The sequence below is a fragment of the Rhodobacter sp. SY28-1 genome, from assembly GCF_005222785.1.
GTDB lineage: Bacteria > Pseudomonadota > Alphaproteobacteria > Rhodobacterales > Rhodobacteraceae > Tabrizicola.
This window is the reverse complement of record NZ_STGH01000002.1, coordinates 839394-854933: the sequence shown is the minus strand read 5'-3', so window position 1 is coordinate 854933 and position 15540 is coordinate 839394. Positions and strand designations below refer to the sequence as shown.

Here is a 15540-nt window from a genome sequence, read left to right as displayed (position 1 = left end):
TCGGAATGTTTTCTTGCGCGTTGTTGAAACATAATTGCGCAACCGCTGCCCTGCGCGTAAGTAAGGCAAGGAACGGAGGCACCATGGTCACGCACAAGCTCGATCCCATCGACCGTCAGATTCTGGCGGAACTGCAAGCCGATGGGCGCATGACCAACGTGGAACTGGCCAGCCGCGTCGGAATCTCGGCCCCGCCCTGCCTGCGCCGGGTGCGCGGGCTGGAGGAGCAGGGCTTTATCCGCGGCTACCACGCCGACATCAATGCGCGCGAACTGGGATTCGAGGTGCAGGTCTTCGCGATGGTTCGACTGAACTCACAGGCCGAGGCCGATCTTGCCGCCTTCGAGGCGCGTTGCCGTGCCTGGCCTCTGGTCCGCGAATGTCACATGCTGAATGGCGAGATCGACTTCATCCTGAAATGCGTCTCGCCCGACCTGTCGAGCTTTCAAAGCTTTCTGACGGAAGAACTGCTGCGGGCGGATCATGTGGCCAACGTCAAGACCAGCCTGGTGATCCGCTGTGCGAAGGACGAGCCCGGGTTGCCCTTCGACGTGCTTGAAGCGCGGCTGGCGCGGAACGCCTGACGCTTAGCGCGAAGCGTCGCTGACCTGACGGGTCGCCGTTTTCAGCCTCATGGCAAAGCCCTTCTGACCCGCGACCATCGTCCGGCCGGAGGTCTGGCGCACGGTCGCACGGGCAACCACCCGGCTGTCGGTCGCATCACCCACGGTTTCCAGGATCGACAGGATCCAGCGGCGCTTGGTCTTCATCTGGATGATCATCGGATTCCCCATCGCATGCCAATCAGATGGGTCTTTTCTGGCGGGTGATTGCGGCAGGGTTGCGGAAGAACCGTGCTGCAATCGGAGCATTTCAGGCCCCGTGCCGCCACATCAAAGTCGTATTGTCGAAATCAACCTGCCGTAGTCCGCTTCTCCCGCATGGGTTGTGCGACGGAACGAATAGAACCGGTCTGGATCGCGGTAGGTGCAGTGGCCGGTCCATTCGGCGTGGCCTACCCCGGCCTGGCGCAGCCGGTGCAGGCCATAGCCGGGCAGGTCGAACAGCAGCCGGTCACCCTGGCCGTTGGCGAAGAACCGGGTGCTTGCTTCGTCCTCTGCGCGGAAGCGGTCAAGGAATTCGGGCCCCACCTCATAGGCGGCCTGGCTGATCGTCGGCCCGATCACCGCCACGATCCGCGACCGCTTGGCGCCCAGGCCCTCCATCGCCTCGATGGTAGCCTCCAGCACGCCATCGACCGCGCCGCGCCAGCCGGCATGGGCCGCACCGATCACCCCGGCCTCCGTGTCGGCGAACAGCACGGGTTGGCAATCCGCGGTCAGGACGGCCAGCAGAAGGCCCGGTGTCGCCGTTACCAGCGCGTCGGCCTCGGGCCGGATCGACAAGGGACCGGTGACCGGCAGCGTCCGCGCGGAATGGACCTGGTGCGCCGTGACCAGCGCTTCGGGACCCACGCCCATGGCCTGGGCCACGCGGGTGCGGTTGATCGCGACGATCTCGGTCTGATCCGAAGATCCGGTGCCGCAGTTCAATCCGGCAAAGATGCCCGAGGACGCCCCGCCCTTGCGCGTGAAAAAGCCATGCCGGGCCTGCAGCGCGTCCGAGGTGATGATTTCCAGCGTCGATGGCATCAGATGAATCCGGGAGGCGGCGGGGCACCGGCAGAGCTGACTGCCAGCACCTTGAACAACGAACCCATTTCTTCCGGGTGGGTCAAGCGCCGATGCGCGGCCCAGTGGCTTTCCAGCGCAGCGCCGGTCAGGTTCCGCGCCAGCCTTTCGGCCCGCGCGTCGATGCCAAGCTGGGTAAGGAAGGCGCCCTGCGTAGAGTAGAAAGGTGTCTCGCGTTCCGCGAGTGCCTCGAAATCCACATGAGCGGTCAGGTCAGCCTCGCCGGGATGCGCAAGCGGGTCGTCGAAGGCGTGTCTCCGCAAAGCTTGCAGCGTGTCCCCGCGCGACCGCCAGTCGCCGTAGTCGATGACCAGCGCAAGGCCGCCGTGATGATGCAACCGGTGATGGACCTGCCGCATCACGAAACGGCCGATGCGATTTTCCTCGATCACCATGCCGTCTTCGCGTTGCTGCATGGCCAGCGTGCCGGGAAGCGTCTCGCCCTCTGCCAACCCGAAGGCCAGCGCCCCATCCTGCACACCGATAAGGCGTTCGTGCCAGCCGCCCTTCACGAACTGGTACTGGTGAATCGGCAAGGCATCGAAAAACTCGTTGGCGATCAGAAACAGCGGTTGTTCGGGCAGATCGCCTGCGGCCTCGATCCAGCGCAGGCCCAGATCATGGCCTCGGCTGATCGTGTCGTGCTGCTTCCGGCGCAAGACCGGCGACGCCTCGACCAGGACCACCTGAGCAGCCTGGTTAAAGCCCGGCACGCCCTTTGTGGCCCGCAGGATATCGGCCATCAGCGTGCCACGACCGGGACCAAGCTCGGCCAGCGTGAACGGGCTTGGGGACCCTCGATCAAGCCAGGCCTGAGCCAGCGTCAGCCCGATCAACTCCCCGAACATCTGGCTGATTTCGGGGGCGGTGGTGAAATCCCCGCCCGCGCCGAAGGGGTCGCGCGTCGTGTAGTAGCCGTGGACGGGGTGTAGCAGACATTCCGCCATGTAGTCGGCCACAGAGATCGGCCCGGTCTCGCGAATGCGTTCGATCAGCAGGCGGGCGAGGGGCGTCATCCGGCCCCGCCCTTACTGCGCCCGGGCGCGAAACGCGAACCAGAGGCCAAGGGCAATCATCGGCAGCGAAAGAAGTTGCCCCATGGTCAGCCCCCAGCCACCCCAGTGCAGGGCAAGACCCACCGGGTTGCCTTCGCTGACAAACTGCGCATCCGGCTGGCGCACGAACTCGACCAGAAACCGCGCAAGGCCGTAGCCCACAAGGAACACCCCCATCAGCGCGCCGGGACGCTTGAACCAGCCCCTGCGGAAGGCGAGCCAGAACAGGACCAGCGCCAGCAAGAGCCCCTCCAGAGCAGCCTGGTAGAGTTGGCTCGGGTGCCGGGCGCAAAGGCCCACCAGTTGCGGACAGGTCTGCGCCGCCGTGCCGGGGAAGATCACGCCCCAGGGCAAGTCGGTCGGGCGGCCCCAAAGCTCGGCATTGATGAAGTTCGCCAGTCGGCCCAGCATCAGTCCCACGGGGGTCGCCACGGCCAGAAGATCGCCCATCGAGAGCATGGTGATCCCTTCGCGGCGGCAGAACCAGATGGCCGCGACGACCACGCCCACAAACCCGCCGTGGAAGGACATGCCGCCTTCCCAGACCCGGACGATCTGCAACGGATCGGCCAGATAGGTGGGCAGGTCGTAGAACAGGACATAGCCCAGCCGCCCCCCCAGGATCACCCCGACGATGATCCAGGTCAGCAGCCGTTCCACCTGCTCGGCGGTCATCGGGGGGAACCCGGCCCAAAGCCGCGGGGTGCGGATCGCCCGCAGCACGATCCACCAGCCGAAAAGGATGCCGACGATATAGGCCAGCGCATACCAGCGCAGCGCGAGGGTAAAGCCGAACAGTTCGACTTCGAACAGGTTCGGCGAAATGTCCGGGAAGGGGATCATGCGGGTCCTCGGCAGTTTCCCCGCTTGTCGCGGCGGGGGCGGGTGATGTCAACCGGCGGCGACAACGCACCGCCTTGCCCTGCTGGCGGGGCGGGGCCATATAGGACGCAGCAGCAGGAGGTGGCCCATGCAGACCCGCAACAAGTTCTTCGACGACATGAGCCAGCTCATGACCAATGCGATGGGCGTGGCCCAGGGCGCCAAGACCGAGGCCGAGACGGCGATGAAAAGCTGGATCGACCGCTGGATGGCCGACCGCGATTTCGTGACTCGCGAGGAGTTCGACGCCGCCCGCGCGATGGCGCAGAAGGCGCGGGAAGAGAACGCCGCGCTCGAAGCCCGGATTGCGGCGCTTGAGGCCGCGCTGGCGAAGAAGAAGTGATCCGGTGGAAGGCTCGTCGGTGACGTCGTCCCTTCTCGCTGGCGCGACCGACGAGAAGACGCAATCGAACGAGGAGGCGTTCGTCAGACCCGGATCAGCCGGAATGCCGCCGAGGCGCCCCAGCCGGCCAGGGCCGCCAAGACCAGCGACAGCAGCCCGTAGATCAGCGGCTGCTCTTGCGCGAGGTTGAAGATGAACCGCTCCAGCCCCTCCTTGCGCACCCCGATCACCCTTTCCTGGCTGGCGATCACCCGCTTGTCGCGCAGCAGGAACAGCCGCACCTTGTATTCGCCCTCGGTCAGGTTCGCGGGCAGCACGACGTCGCTGCGAAACAGCGTGTCTTCCGTCAGCTCGACCTTGCCCTCCAGAATCCGGTAGCGCCCCTCGTTCGTGCGCACCCGCAAGAGCGCCAGGATGAACTCGCCCGCCTTGTCGGCCTCGCCCGAAATGCCGATCGCGCGGATCACCCGCTCGATCGTGATGCCGTAGCGCAGGTTGTCGGTGTCCGACAGGATGTGGTTCAACGGCCCGGTGGTCGCGACCGCATAGAAACTCGGCGCGCTGTCGACAAGGACCGAGGCATTGTTGACCCAGATCCCGGCCACACGCCCCTTGCGACGGACAGCGACCGGCGTTGCGGGACCTTCCACCGTCACGATGACTTCCAGTGGTCCCCCTTCGGGCGGCGGGGCATCCCGCTTCACGGCCCCGTAGATCAGGATCTCTGACCCGTCGAAATCGGCCGTGATCGAGACACGATTCTGGCTCATCCCCGCGACGATCTGCTCTTGCCCGGCGGCAGGCAGGGCTAGGGCCAGAAGGATCAGCATCCAGCGGATCATGGCAGCACCCCCGGCGCAACCGAGTAGAGCTCGTCCGGGGTCACCAGCAGGTCGACGGCAATGCGGATCGACACTGTCAGCACCAGCAGAGATAGCAGGATGCGCAGCTGTTCCGCCTTGAGGCGGACGCCAACCCGCGTGCCGATCTGCGCGCCGATAACGCCCCCCAGGATCAGCAGGAGCGCCAGCATCATGTCGACAGTCTGGCTGTTCACCGCGTGCATCACCGTGGTGAAGCTGGTCACGAAGATGATCTGGAACAGCGAGGTCCCGATCACGACCTTGGTCGGCATCCCCAACAGGTAGATCATCGCGGGCACAAGGATGAACCCGCCGCCCACGCCCATGATCGCGGACAGGAAACCCACCGCCACACCGATCAGCGCGGGCGGGATCACGCTGATGTAAAGCCCGCTGGCGCGGAACTTCATCTTGAAGGGCAACCCGTGGACCCAGCTGTGGACATGCGCCCGCCGGACAGGTGCGCCGCCTGCCTTGCGCGATTTCAACAGGCTCCGCAGGCTTTCCTGAAACATCAACGCGCCGATCAGGCCCAGGAACAGCACATATGACAGCTGGACGAACAGGTCGATCTGCCCCAGCCGGGTCATCAGGGCAAAGACCCAGACGCCAATGGCCGAGCCGATCACACCGCCCACCAGCAACACGGTGCCCATGGTGAAGTCCACGCCCTTGCGCTTGAGCTGCGCCAGCACGCCCGAGATCGACGAGGCGACGACCTGGTTCGCACCGGTCGCCACGGCAACAGCAGGGGGGACACCGATGAAGAAGAGAAGCGGGGTTATCAGGAACCCGCCGCCGACCCCGAACATGCCCGACAGGAACCCCACAATCCCGCCTAAGCCCAGGATGAGGAAGGCATTGACCGAAACCTCGGCGATGGGGAGGTAAAGCTGCATGGAAGCGGCCCAATCAGGGGCAAAGCGGCGGGATGTTCAAAGGGTTGCGCGGCTTTGACGGCGAAGTCAAATCCCGATTCGCTTACTTCCGCCCGCGCAGGTATTCCCGGAGAATCCGTTCCAGTTTTGCCGCACCCAGGGGCGCCATTGCCTTGGTGTGTTCGTGGCTGATCTTCTCGTCCGACATGCCGGCCGCCATGTTGGTGATGGTCGAGATGGCGGCAACCTTCAGCCCCAGGAAGCGGGCCAGGATAACTTCGGGCACGGTGGACATGCCCACTGCATCCCCTCCCAGAAGCTTCAGCATCCGGATTTCCGCCGGGGTCTCGAAGGACGGGCCGGAGTACCAGCAGTAGACGCCCTCCGGTAGGTCGATCCCTTCCGCCGTGGCCGCTGCCTTGAGAGCGGAGCGCAAGGTTGGGTCATGGGCATCGGTCATCGGCACAAAGCGCGCGTCGGTCTTTTCGCCGATCAGCGGGTTCAGGCCCGAGTAGTTGATGTGATCCGACAACAGCATCACATTGCCCGGAGGGATGTCGGGGCGCATGGAGCCTGCCGCATTGGTCAGGATCAGGCTATCGGCCCCCAGCGCCTTCAGGACCTGCAGGGGCAGCAGCATCGCGCGAGGATTGCCGCTCTCATAGTAATGCTCGCGCGCGCCAAATACCGCGACGCGGACGCCCTCCAGCATCCCCACATGAAGGTTCGGGTTGTGGCCCGAGACGCCGATATGCGGAAAGCCCGGCAGATCCCCATAGGGGATCGCCACACCGTCCACAGCATGGGCCAGATGTCCAAGGCCAGAGCCAAGGATCAGGCCAACAGCAACCGGTTCGGAACCAGCCCGGGCACAGATCAGGGCGGCAAGCGTTTCGGCGTCGGACATCAGCGTTCCTTGACGTAGGGCTCGCCCCCCGCGCGGGGCGGGATGGCTTTGCCGATAAAGCCTGCCAGCACGATCACGGTCAGGATGTAGGGCAGGGCATCGAGGAAGGGGACAGGAACCTTGAACTGCACCACCGACTCGACCACGTCCGGCCGCAGCGCCAGCGCCTGGAAGAAGCCGAAGAGGAGGCAGGCATACATCGCCTGCACCGGCCGCCATTTGGCGAAGATCAGCGCCGCCAGCGCGATATAGCCGCGCCCCGCCGTCATCTCCTTGCCAAAGCCCGCCTGCAGCGCCGTCGCCATGTAGGCCCCGGCCAGTCCGCAGAGGACCCCGGTAATCATCACCGCCGAAAACCGAAGCCCCTTGACGCTGACCCCCGCCGTATCCACCGCAGCCGGGTTCTCGCCCACCGCGCGCAACCGCAGGCCATAGCGGGTGCGGTAAAGAATCCACCAGGTCAGCGCGACGATGGCGAAGGCCAGGTAGACCAGGATGGAATGGCCCGAGATCACGTCGGCATACAGCGGGCCGATGATCGGCACGGGGCGCAGCGCGTCGGCGAAGGGCAGGGTCAACTCGCCAAACCGAGCCGCCCCCGTCAGCGGCGGGGTGCGCCCGCCCTGGCCGAACAGCGCCTGCGCCGTCAACACCGTCAGACCAGAGGCAAGGAAGTTCAACGCCACCCCGGCGATCAGCTGGTTGCCGCGGAAGGTGATCGAGGTGACACCGTGGATCGCGGCAAAGACCAGCGACCCGGCGATGCCCGCCAGCGCCCCGATCCATGCCGATCCGGTGTAGAAGGCCACCGCGCCCGCGCACATGGCGGCGGTCAGCATCTTGCCTTCCAGCCCGATGTCGAAGACGCCGGAGCGTTCGGAATAGAGCCCCGCAAGGCAGGCCAGCAGCAGGGGCGTCGCCAGCCGCAGCGTCGAGTCGAGGATCTGCAGAAGGGTTGCGTAATCCATCACGCGGCCTCCAGCTTGCGACCACGGAAGAGCGCGAAGATGCGCACCAGAAGCATCCGCACCATCACATCCAGCGCCCCGGTGAACAGGATCACCAGACCCTGCACCACGGTCCGCAGTTCAATCGGGATCTTGGTCCAGAGGCCAAGCTCTGCCCCGCCCTGGAACAGGAACCCGAACAGAAGTGCCGCCAGCACCACGCCCACCGGGTGGTTCCGACCCATCAGCGCGACGGCGATGCCGATGAAGCCCGCACCAGATGCCGAGTTGCCCAGAAGCCGCTCTGCCTCGCCCATCACGTTGTTGATCGCCATCAGGCCCGCAAGGCCGCCCGAGATCAGCATGGCCACCATGATGATCCGCGTCGGGTTGATCCCGGCGTAGCGCGCGGCAGGCTCCGACTTCCCGAAGGCGCGGATCTGGTAGCCAAGCCGGGTGCGCCACAGCAGCAGCCAGACCACCACCGCCATCGCCAGCGCGATGAAGAAGGTGACGTTCGCGGGCACGCCACTGGTGAAGATCAGGTTCAGGCCGGGGATTTCGTTCAGGCTCGGCAGATGCGCCGCCTCGGGGAAATTCGCCGTGGTCGGGTCCATCTTGCCCGGCGGGCGCAGCACATCGACCAGCATGAAGATCATCAGGCTGGCGGCGATGTAGTTGAACATGATCGTGGTGATGACGATATGGCTGCCGCGTTTCGCCTGCAGATAGGCCGGGATCGCCGCCCAGGCCGCGCCGAACAGCGCCGCCCCGCAGGCCGCAGCGACCAGCGCAATCGTCCAGTGCGGCCATGGGATGAACAGCAGCGCCATCGCGACGCCAAGCCCGCCCAACTGCGCCTGCCCCTCGCCGCCGATATTGAAGAGGCCCGCGTGGAAGGCGACCGTCACCGCCAGCCCGGTGAAGATGAAGCTTGTGGCGTAATACAGCGTATAGCCCCAGCCATAGGCATTCATCACCGAGCCTTCGACCATCACCGTGATCGCCTCCCACGGGTCCTGCCCGATGGCGATGATGACCAGCGCCGAGATGATCGCGGCCAGGGTCAGCGAGACGAAGGGAACCAGGGCGACATCGGCCCAGCGTGGCAAACGGTCCATCAGGCGGCCTCCCCTTTGCCGGTGACACCGGCCATCAACAGGCCCAGCTCGCGTTCGTTGGTCTTCTCCGGGTCGCGGAAGCCCATCAGCTTGCCGTCGAACATCACGGCGATGCGGTCCGACAGGCTCATGATCTCGTCCAACTCGACGCTGACCAGCAGGATCGCGGCCCCCGCGTCGCGCAAGGCGATGATCTGGTTGTGGATGAACTCGATCGCGCCGATGTCGACGCCGCGCGTCGGCTGGCCGATGAGGAGAAGCGTCGGGTTCTGTTCCATCTCGCGCGCGACGACGATCTTCTGCTGGTTCCCGCCCGAGAAGGACTTGGCAGGCAGCGTCGCAATCGGCGGGCGGACGTCGAACTTCGCCATCTTCTTCTCGGTGTCGGCGCGGATCGCGTCGTTGTCCATGAAAAGCGCGTTCTTCTGGTAGTCCGGGTCGTTGAAATAGCCGAAGGCCACGTTCTCCCAGGCGGTGAAGTCCAGGATCAGGCCATAGTGGTGCCGGTCCTCGGGCACATGGGCGATGCCCGCGCGGCGGCGGCTTTGTCCGTCGGACCCCGCGCCCGACAGGGGCAGCACCGCCCCCTTCAGCGTCGCGGTCCCGGTCGCGGCCTGCATCCCGCCCAAAGCCGCCAGAAGCTCGGACTGACCGTTCCCCGCCACTCCGGCGATGCCCAGAATTTCACCCGCCCGGATTTCGAAGCTGACGCCCTTCAGCCGTTCGACCTTGTGCTCGTCGCGGACGCGCAGGTCCTTGACGGCCAGCACGACCTCCCCTGGTTTCGCAGGCCCCTTCTCGACTTCCAGCAGGACCTTGCGGCCCACCATCAGCTCGGCCAGTTGCTCGGGGCTGGTCTCGGCGGTCTTGACCGTGGCAACCATCGTCCCACGCCGCATGACGCTGACGTTGTCCGTCGCCTCCATGATCTCGCGCAGCTTGTGGGTGATGAGGATCACCGTTTTCCCCTGGTCCTTCAGCCCCTTCAGGATGCGGAACAGGTGGTCGGCCTCGTCCGGGGTCAGAACCCCCGTGGGTTCATCCAGGATCAGGATATCGGCCTGCCTGTACAGCGCCTTCAGGATCTCCACCCGTTGCTGGTGGCCGACCGACAGGTCCTCGATCAGAGCGTCGGGATCGACGTCCAGTTCATAGTCCCGCGCCAGCCGCTCCAACTCTTTCCGCGCCTTCGACAGCGAGGTGTTGAGCATCTGGCCTTCTTCGGCGCCGAGGATGATGTTTTCCAGCACCGAGAAATTCTGCACCAGCTTGAAATGCTGGAAGACCATCCCGATGCCGGCGCGGATGGCGCTCTGGCTGTCGGGGATCGGGGTCAGCTGGCCGTTGACGAAGATCTGGCCCGCGTCGGCCTTATAGAAGCCATACAGGATCGACATCAGCGTCGACTTCCCCGCGCCGTTTTCGCCGATGATCCCGTGGATCGTGCCCTTTGGCACCGCAATGTTGATGTCCTTGTTCGCCTGGACCGGGCCGAAGGCCTTGGAAATGCCCTTCAGCTCGATGGCGTAGGCCGCATCAGCCATGTCTACCCCCTGTCGCCGGACCCTGCCACTTGTCGCGCGGCTTCATGCGTCCGCCCCTTGCTAAGATGCCGCGCCAAGGGACTGGCGCGGCATCATTCGTCTCAGGCTGCCAGCCGATCAGAACGTGGCGGCCGGGCAGGTGTTGTCCGACATGTAGTCGTGCACGACCAGCTCGCCCGACTTGATCTTCTCGGCGGCTGCATCGACAGCGGCCTGCATTTCCGGGGTGACGAGCGAGGCGTTGTTCTCGTCCATCGCGTAGCCGACGCCATCGTTCGCCAGACCCATGACGTTGATGCCGGGGGTCAGCGCCTCGCCTTCCTTGAAGGCTTCGTAGACGGCGTTGTCGACGCGCTTCAGCATCGAGGTCAGGACCGAGCCCGGATGCATGTAGTTCTGGTTCGAGTCGACGCCGATCGACAGGATGCCTTCGTCGGCCGCTGCCTGCAGGACGCCGACGCCGGTGCCGCCAGCCGCCGCGTAGATCACGTCTGCGCCCTGGGCCTTCTGGCCCTTGGCCAGTTCCGCACCCTTGACCGGGTCGTTCCAGGCCGCCGGAGTCGTCCCGGTCATGTTCAGCACGACCTTGGCGTCGGGCTTCGCCGCCAGCACGCCCTGGGCATAGCCGCAGCCGAACTTGCGGATCAGCGGAATGTCCATACCGCCGATGAAGCCGACAGTGCCGGTCTTGGTGGCGAGGCCCGCCATCATGCCGACAAGGTAGGACCCTTCATGCTCGTTGAAGACGACCGACTTCACGTTCGGCTGTTCGACAACCATGTCGATGATCGCGAACTTGGTGTTGGGGAAGTCCGGGGCGACCTTGTTCAGCACGTCGCCGAAGGCAAAGCCGGTCATGACGACGGGGTTTGCGCCCGCTTCAGCCAAACGACGCAGCGCCTGTTCGCGCTGGGCTTCGTCCTGCATTTCCAGTTCCTTGAACGTGCCACCCGTCTCGGTCGCCCACTTGGTCGCACCGTTGAAAGCGGCTTCGTTGAAGGATTTGTCGAACTTGCCGCCAAGGTCGAAGATGATCGCCGGTTCCGCCGCAGCGACGCCTGCGAACAGTGCGAATGCGCAGGTGGCCCCGGCAAGGGATTTCATAAGGCTCATGGGTAGTCTCCCGGTTGATAAACACTGTATGCCGCCCTGTCCGCCGGTCATCCCGGTCGCGCGCGGTTCCTGACGCTGATTAGTGGGGAACCCCGCATGGGGGTCAAGCAGGATTATTTTCGCATCGGCAGAAAATTGACCTTTTGGTCAAATAACCTTACCGCGCTGCCGCGACCGCCAGTTGGCGCTGCATCACAAGGGCGTCAACCCTGGCCCCGTCGGGTGTCTGGTAGTAGCCCTTCCTGCGTCCTGACGGCGCAAATCCGGTTGATTCGTACAGGGCGATGGCCGGTGCGTTTTCGGCGGAAACCTCAAGAAACGCCTGTTCGGCGCCCCGAAGCCGGGCCTGATACAGGAACCGCGCGACCAGCTTGCGCCCAAGGCCCCGGCGTCGGGCATCGGGAGAGACGGCAAGGGTCAGAAGCTCGGCCTCGCCTGCCACCGCGCGGCCCAGCAGAAAGCCAGCGTCCCCTTCGATCAGAAGGAAGCACAGCGGATCGGCAAGGAAGCTGCTGAAATCCGCGGCACTCCACGGCGCAGGCGTGCGAAAGGACAGCGCGTGAAGGGCGGCAAGCGTTTCCGGCGTCACGGCAGAATCACCGGCGGCGGGTCGGACGGCGGCGCAGCATCGGCGCCGCGCAGGTAGAAGGGCGCGGGTCGGGGCTGCGGGGTCAAGACACGCTCGGCACCGATCCTGGCGATGGCTTCGACCAGCGGCATCGCCGACGGCAGGGCGTTTTCGCCCGCCGCCGAGCCGGTGGCGGCGCAGGCGGGCACCACCCGGTCAGCCAGATGCGCAGGACCGGGTCCTTCCGCGGTGAACATCTGGACATAGACCTGCCCGCGCTTTGCGTCCTCTGCCACGACCACCGGGCGCGGCAGGCCATAGGCCAGCGCTTCCAGCCGCGTGACGCCGACTGCCGGGATGCCAAGCCCCAGCGCCAGCCCCCGCGCCGCCGCGACCGAGATGCGGACGCCGGTGAAGTTTCCCGGCCCGGTGCCAACGGCAATCGCCTTCAGGTCTGACCACCCGATCCCGCCCTCGGCCAGCAACTCCTCCAGCAGCGGGATCAGCCGTTCGGCCTGGCCCTTCTCCATCGGCTCCAGCCGGTTGATGACACGGTCGGAGTCAGACGGGGCGGGCAAAAGCAAAGCGGCCGCGCAATGCGCGGCCGATGTGTCGAAGGCCAGGATCGGCAAAAGCACCTCAGGCTCAGGCGGCGACCGGACGGACTTCCAGCACTTCCGGGATGTAGTGCCGCAAGAGGTTCTCGATCCCCATCTTCAGCGTCAGGGTCGAAGACGGGCAGCCCGCGCAAGCGCCCTGCATGTGCAGGTAAACGACGCCCCGGTCAAAGCCATGGAAGGTGATGTCGCCGCCATCCTGCGCCACCGCCGGACGGACCCGGGTATCCAGCAGCTCCTTGATCTGCCGCACGACGTCACCATCCTCGCCCGTGTGCTCGGCATGGCCGCCACCGGTCGCGCCTTCGCCCTCGATCACGGGCTGGCCGGACTGGTAATGCTCCATGATCGCGCCCAGGATCTGCGGCTTGATATGGGCCCAGTCCACGTCGTCGGCCTTGGTCACTGTGACGAAGTCGGTGCCGAAGAACACGCCCGTGACGCCGCCCGCCGCAAAGATGCGCTTGGCCAGCGGCGATTTCGCAGCCGCTTCGGCGCTGGGGAAATCGGCGGTGCCCAACTCCAGCACGGTTTGGCCGGGCAGGAACTTCAGCGTCGCGGGGTTCGGCGTGGATTCGGTCTGGATGAACATGTTTCCGGTCTCCGACTGTTCCTGTCGGATATGCGCCTTGCCGCTCCCAAGGTCAAGTCTGGAACCGTTCTAAGTTTCACTCCTGCCCGTTGCCCAGGTCCGAGCCCCAGTAGGCATACATCTGCTCGATCTCGGTCAGCCTGCGCAGAACCGGCGCGGGGGTGGGGCGGGGATCTTCCTGATAGTAAGGGTCAAGCGGACCCGGGACGGACACGGCGACCTTGCGCCGGAAAGGAAGGACGGACATCGCATGAGCCTTTCATTTGCAGGCTCCTCCCATGACCGCAAAGATAAGCGCCCCGGCCCGCTGCGCCAACGGCTTTCGCTGCAATGCGGCAATTCCGTCACGTCAACGCAGGCGACTGCCTACCAGATCAGCACGATGCCTGCATAAATCAGCAGAACCCCGATCGTGCAGGCCACCGCCAATGATCCGAGGTCCTTCGCCTCCTTGGCGAATTGCGACCAGCCGGGCGACAGGTGATCGACCAGCACTTCCAGCGCGGTGTTCAACGCCTCGACCGCGATCAGCGCCAGACCAAGCGCCAGAAGCCCCAGCATCTCTGGCACCGTGGCACCGAAGACCACCAGCAGCACCAGCAGCCCGGCAACCAGCGCGACTTCCTGCCGGAAGGCGCTTTCGCGCGACAGACGCTGCAAGCCGCCCAGAGAATAGCCGGCCGCCGCGAAGAAATGCGCGAGGCCCGATTTCCGCGGCGGCTTTTCCTGCACGCTCACCCCTCAGCCCGCCAAGGCCTGACGGCAGGTCCCAGCCAGGTCCAGCGCCGGATCGCGCGCTTCGGTCGTCACATCCACCATCCCCAGCACCGTCGAGAACATGTTGTCATGGCTGACCGGGTCTGCCGCCTTGTCCTTCAGGCAATCCGGGTCGATCCGCAGACTGTCACGGAACCGCCCCGACATCCAGAGCACCATCGGGACATGCGTCTGATGCTCCGGCGCCATGAAATAGGGCGTCCCGTGCAGATACAGCCCGCCTTCGCCCAGGGACTCGCCGTGGTCCGAGACATAGTACAGCGCCGGGACCACCCGGTCGGACGCATCCAGAAGGTCGATCACCTGCGCCAGAAAATAGTCCGTATAGGCGATGGTGTTGTCATAGGCGTTGACGATCTCTTCGGTCGAACATTCGGTCAGTTCAGGCGTCTTGCAGGCAGGCTTGAACAGCTCGCGGTCGGCCGGATAGCGCAGCCAGTAGCTTGGCCCATGACTGCCGATCTGGTGCAGGACGATGACGGTGTTCTTCGTGATCGTGTCGGCCTTTTCCTGCAGCCGCTTCAGGAAGACGCCGTCGATACATTCGGGGAAGCAGAACTCTGCCCCATCTTCGGCGGTCATGACGTGCGGGCGCACCGGCAGCCGGTCGCCGACGCTTTTGTCGCCGGTATTGTTGTCCCACCATTCGACCTCGAACCCCGCGTGCATCAGCACATCCAGCAGGTTCTCGTTCGACAGCCCGCCCTCGTAGGAATAGGCATCCTTGGTCAGGGGCGAGAACATGCACGGCAGCGAGGTCGCCGTCGCCGTCCCGCAGCTGGTGGCATCGGGGTAATAGACGATGTCACGCTTCTTCAGCTCGGCATTGGTGTCCCGCGCATAGCCGCCCAGCGACCAGTTCTGCGCCCGCCCGGTCTCGCCCGCGACGATCACCATCAGCACCGGCTTGTCGACCGTGGCAAGCGTCGCACCCGTCTGCGCGTCGCGGCCCGTCGGCTGAAGGACGATCTGCGTCGACTTGAACATCATCTTGGCATAGCGCAGCGCCCCGGCCATCGGCGCCAGCGGCTGGACCGCCCCCATCAGCTCCTTGTCCGCCCGCAGAACTGTGGAATAGGCCTTCAGGTTGGTGAACAGAAGGCCGACCATCATCGCTGCCGTCACGGCCACAGCCAGCCCGGCGCCCCCTGCCGCGCGCAGGGCCGGGGCCCGCCGGATCCGTACCCACAGCACCAGGGCCGAGGGAATCGCGCCATAGGCCAGCACATGGCCCAGGAAGTGCAGCGTGATCAGATGCTTCGATTCCGCGAAGGTCGTGGTCATCGCGTTCTGGATCATGTCACGGTCGACGACGACGCCCAGGACGTCGACATAGTAGGAGGTGACCCCTGCGATCATCAGCAGCGCGACCAGCACCAGCTTCTGCGCCCGCCGCACCGCAAGGGTCGAGATCACCAGCAGCATCAGCGCCCAGACCGCCCCGGCAAAAACCAGCGCCGTCACGGTGCGGCCCTCGAAGATGCGGAAGAGGTGCCCCCAGAACGTCGCATTGCACAGGGCCAGCAGGTAGGTCGCGACAAGGGCGTTCAGAACGAAGGGCGAAAGCTCGGGTCGGCGGCCATCGGCGGCCGCCTTCAGGGGGATGGTCATGCGGGGATCCTGGTAACGGGGTCTGGTGCGA

General features: G+C 65.2%; 19 protein-coding genes. 2 read left to right on the top strand and 17 right to left on the bottom strand.

The window, feature by feature from the left end:
- The first annotated feature begins 83 nt into the window (after nucleotides 1-83).
- Nucleotides 84-584 carry an Lrp/AsnC family transcriptional regulator gene (locus E8M84_RS13285; RefSeq protein ID WP_137111647.1) on the top strand — a complete coding sequence of 167 codons (501 nt, stop codon included), beginning with the start codon at nucleotides 84-86 and terminating at the stop codon, nucleotides 582-584.
- 3 nt (nucleotides 585-587) lie between these two features.
- On the opposite strand, the gene E8M84_RS13280 is transcribed toward E8M84_RS13285, so the two are convergent.
- The 4 genes from E8M84_RS13280 to lgt all read right to left on the bottom strand — a co-directional run bounded on the left by E8M84_RS13280 (nucleotide 588) and on the right by lgt (nucleotide 3589).
- A complete protein-coding gene (locus E8M84_RS13280; protein ID WP_137111646.1) occupies nucleotides 588-782 on the bottom strand; it encodes a hypothetical protein in 195 nt (64 codons plus the stop codon).
- 111 nt (nucleotides 783-893) lie between these two features.
- Nucleotides 894-1652, bottom strand: coding sequence for a peptidoglycan editing factor PgeF (gene pgeF, locus E8M84_RS13275; RefSeq protein ID WP_137111645.1), 759 nt, complete (start codon nucleotides 1650-1652; stop codon nucleotides 894-896).
- Complete coding sequence (locus E8M84_RS13270; protein ID WP_137111644.1) at nucleotides 1652-2707, bottom strand: class I SAM-dependent methyltransferase; 1056 nt, start codon at nucleotides 2705-2707, stop codon at nucleotides 1652-1654. The genes pgeF and E8M84_RS13270 overlap by 1 nt, the downstream gene beginning before the upstream one ends.
- Before the next feature lie 12 nt (nucleotides 2708-2719).
- Nucleotides 2720-3589 (bottom strand): prolipoprotein diacylglyceryl transferase, encoded by an 870-nt coding sequence (gene lgt, locus E8M84_RS13265; RefSeq protein ID WP_137111643.1) that lies wholly within the window; start codon nucleotides 3587-3589, stop codon nucleotides 2720-2722.
- Nucleotides 3590-3716: 127 nt separating this feature from the next.
- On the opposite strand from lgt, the gene E8M84_RS13260 reads away from it, so the two are divergent.
- Nucleotides 3717-3971, top strand: a complete 255-nt coding sequence (locus E8M84_RS13260; RefSeq protein ID WP_128513963.1) for an accessory factor UbiK family protein — start codon at nucleotides 3717-3719, stop codon at nucleotides 3969-3971.
- Nucleotides 3972-4054: 83 nt separating this feature from the next.
- Here E8M84_RS13260 and E8M84_RS13255 read toward each other — a convergent pair whose 3' ends face one another.
- From E8M84_RS13255 to E8M84_RS13200, 13 genes are all read right to left on the bottom strand, one after another.
- The gene (locus E8M84_RS13255; protein WP_137111642.1) at nucleotides 4055-4813 is read right to left on the bottom strand and encodes a TIGR02186 family protein; all 759 of its coding nucleotides are present in this window, start codon (nucleotides 4811-4813) and stop codon (nucleotides 4055-4057) included.
- Nucleotides 4810-5733: a sulfite exporter TauE/SafE family protein gene (locus E8M84_RS13250; protein WP_137111641.1), complete on the bottom strand. Its 924-nt coding sequence runs from the start codon at nucleotides 5731-5733 to the stop codon at nucleotides 4810-4812. Before E8M84_RS13250 ends, E8M84_RS13255 begins: the two co-directional genes overlap by 4 nt.
- 82 nt (nucleotides 5734-5815) lie before the next feature.
- Entirely contained in the window at nucleotides 5816-6619 is an 804-nt protein-coding gene (locus tag E8M84_RS13245; protein ID WP_137111640.1) for a purine-nucleoside phosphorylase, read from the bottom strand.
- Nucleotides 6619-7587 carry an ABC transporter permease gene (locus E8M84_RS13240; protein ID WP_137111639.1) on the bottom strand — a complete coding sequence of 323 codons (969 nt, stop codon included), beginning with the start codon at nucleotides 7585-7587 and terminating at the stop codon, nucleotides 6619-6621. Before E8M84_RS13240 ends, E8M84_RS13245 begins: the two co-directional genes overlap by 1 nt.
- Nucleotides 7587-8687 carry an ABC transporter permease gene (locus tag E8M84_RS13235; RefSeq protein ID WP_137111638.1) on the bottom strand — a complete coding sequence of 367 codons (1101 nt, stop codon included), beginning with the start codon at nucleotides 8685-8687 and terminating at the stop codon, nucleotides 7587-7589. The genes E8M84_RS13240 and E8M84_RS13235 overlap by 1 nt, the downstream gene beginning before the upstream one ends.
- Nucleotides 8687-10231, bottom strand: coding sequence for an ABC transporter ATP-binding protein (locus tag E8M84_RS13230; protein ID WP_137111637.1), 1545 nt, complete (start codon nucleotides 10229-10231; stop codon nucleotides 8687-8689). Before E8M84_RS13230 ends, E8M84_RS13235 begins: the two co-directional genes overlap by 1 nt.
- 117 nt (nucleotides 10232-10348) lie before the next feature.
- On the bottom strand, nucleotides 10349-11344 hold the full coding sequence (locus tag E8M84_RS13225) for a BMP family protein (protein WP_137111636.1): 996 nt from the start codon (nucleotides 11342-11344) through the stop codon (nucleotides 10349-10351).
- Between the two features lie 157 nt (nucleotides 11345-11501).
- Nucleotides 11502-11933 carry a ribosomal protein S18-alanine N-acetyltransferase gene (gene rimI / locus E8M84_RS13220; protein WP_137111635.1) on the bottom strand — a complete coding sequence of 144 codons (432 nt, stop codon included), beginning with the start codon at nucleotides 11931-11933 and terminating at the stop codon, nucleotides 11502-11504.
- Complete coding sequence (gene tsaB, locus E8M84_RS13215; protein WP_137111634.1) at nucleotides 11930-12550, bottom strand: tRNA (adenosine(37)-N6)-threonylcarbamoyltransferase complex dimerization subunit type 1 TsaB; 621 nt, start codon at nucleotides 12548-12550, stop codon at nucleotides 11930-11932. Before tsaB ends, rimI begins: the two co-directional genes overlap by 4 nt.
- 7 nt (nucleotides 12551-12557) lie before the next feature.
- The gene (locus tag E8M84_RS13210; protein ID WP_137111633.1) at nucleotides 12558-13121 is read right to left on the bottom strand and encodes a NifU family protein; all 564 of its coding nucleotides are present in this window, start codon (nucleotides 13119-13121) and stop codon (nucleotides 12558-12560) included.
- A gap of 76 nt (nucleotides 13122-13197) precedes the next feature.
- Nucleotides 13198-13368 carry a hypothetical protein gene (locus tag E8M84_RS21475; protein WP_170971930.1) on the bottom strand — a complete coding sequence of 57 codons (171 nt, stop codon included), beginning with the start codon at nucleotides 13366-13368 and terminating at the stop codon, nucleotides 13198-13200.
- Between the two features lie 119 nt (nucleotides 13369-13487).
- Nucleotides 13488-13853, bottom strand: a complete 366-nt coding sequence (locus E8M84_RS13205) for a diacylglycerol kinase (RefSeq protein WP_137111632.1) — start codon at nucleotides 13851-13853, stop codon at nucleotides 13488-13490.
- Between the two features lie 9 nt (nucleotides 13854-13862).
- Nucleotides 13863-15509, bottom strand: coding sequence for a phosphoethanolamine transferase (locus E8M84_RS13200; protein ID WP_137111631.1), 1647 nt, complete (start codon nucleotides 15507-15509; stop codon nucleotides 13863-13865).
- Nucleotides 15510-15540 lie beyond the last annotated feature (31 nt).